This is a genomic window from Veillonella sp. (assembly GCF_032470285.1).
Taxonomy (GTDB): Bacteria; Bacillota; Negativicutes; order Veillonellales; family Veillonellaceae; genus Veillonella.
Genome location: NZ_JAWEKP010000017.1, coordinates 1 through 1908 on the forward strand (window position 1 = coordinate 1; position 1908 = coordinate 1908).

Annotated in this window: 1 protein-coding gene; it reads right to left on the minus strand. The window is 35.9% G+C overall.

What is annotated here, in order from left to right; genetic code table 11:
• Nucleotides 1-168: 168 nt before the first annotated feature.
• Nucleotides 169-1776, minus strand: a complete 1608-nt coding sequence (locus E7B10_RS09550; protein WP_316055626.1) for an IS1182 family transposase — start codon at nucleotides 1774-1776, stop codon at nucleotides 169-171.
• Between the last annotated feature and the right edge of the window lie 132 nt (nucleotides 1777-1908).

A 1908-nucleotide genomic window follows, 5' to 3' on the forward strand; every position in this document is an offset into this window, starting at 1 on the left:
AAAAAGGGGCTGTAACAGAATACGGTTTTACCGCATTCTAGTTGCAGTCCCTTTAAAATATAAGAAACACCAAGAAAATTAGATTTGTAAAATCGTATGTTTTCTTGGTGTTTCTTGTTTTTAGGCGCACTTAAATAGGCCGCTAGGCCTATTAAAAAATTTCTTGGTTTAAGCAGTTTGTTTTGCCGTAAATAATGTTGTATTAACTCGTCCTGCTTGTATTCTGTTATGTAATTTTGCTAGATTGAATCCCATGGATAATAGATATAACATCTTATGCACGTTTCCACTACCACGGTGTAACAATCGTCTAAATCCAAGATCTTGTTTTAACACACCAAATGCGCCTTCTACTTGAATGGAACGGTTCATTCGTAATTGAATGCCTGTATCACTGAGTAATCTATCTTGGTTCTCTGCCAGTACGGCATCATACGCAGGTGTAATCTCAATTCTTTTTACTGGATTTTCTGTCGTTGGTTTCACATACCGTTGGCATTTCTTTTTGTATCCACATCGGTTACAAGATTCACAAATATATACCTTTCGCTCAGATACAAATCCTGTTTTGTTTTCCGCCTTACGCGTGAAGGCATATTTTAATTTACGTCCTTTTGCACATGTAAATGCATCTTCTTCAGGTATATACTCCATATTACGAGCTTTGCTAATATCCTTGGTCCAAGTTCTAGTTTTCGCTTTTTCGTAATATTGAGGCTTTATACAAGATAGGTAATGGTTGTTCTTTAACCAAATTAAGTTCTCATGGCTATCATAACCAGCATCAGCTACCACATATGTGAATCGGTGCCTATGGATCTCTTCTAATTGCTGTATAAATGGAATTAATGTATTCGTATCGTTGGATTTAGAAAATACACCAATGCCCATAATATATTCAGAATGAACAGCTAATTGTACATTGTAGGCAGGTTTAAGCTGTCCATTACGCATATGGTCTTCCTTCATACGCATAAACGTCGCATCATGATCTGTTTTAGAATAACTGTTGCGTTCACCCATAATATACAATTGCTGTTCGTATTCTTTTCGCTTGTCATATAAAGCTTCTGCTCGCTCATACAACCGTTGTAATGGTGTTTTATGCTTACCTTTTCCTTGTACGAGCTCCATATGTTGTACTTCAATTTCTTTAGCGAGGAAGGTATATATACATTCATCATTCATACAATGGGTATCTAGCCCTAATTCATTCCAGATGTCTTGCTTTAATATAGCTAATTTAGATGGTAATGTATCTAGTCTTTTTTGCACTGCTTTTCGCCAGACAAAGGTGTATTTGTTGGCATTAGCTTCTAGCTTAGTTCCATCAATAAAGACTTCATTGAATGTTAAGGTATCATGTCTGTTAATAGCTTCCATTAGCTGTGAAAACAGATTCATTAAGATATCTAGTGTACAACGGGTAAAAAATCGTTGGAAAGTCATATGACTTGGGGCTGAATAGCCTTGAAGAAGCCACATATAATTAATATTTTCTTCGCATTGTTGTTGTATCATACGTGTAGAATACACGCCGTTGGACATAGCATAGACAAAAATTTTGAACAGAATATGCGGTGGCACTTTAGATTTTCTCCCTTTAAGAGAATACAAATGCTGTAACTCTTTATAGTCTAATTCCTCCAATACAGCATCAAGTAACCGCACAGGCGCTGTTTCTTTTATCAAAATGCCATAATCCAATGGTAAAACTAGTTGGCGAGGCATTACTAGTTTGGTATAATTAGATTCATTGGTATGGTTTTTCTTCATAATTTAATTATACCAACGAAAAGGGCCCTTCGGGGCCCTTTTTGCTTAGAAATACAGAAACAAGCTATTAGTTGATTATCTAAAATTAACTAATAGCTTGTTTAGGTTAAGGGACTGTTTTGTTACAGCCCC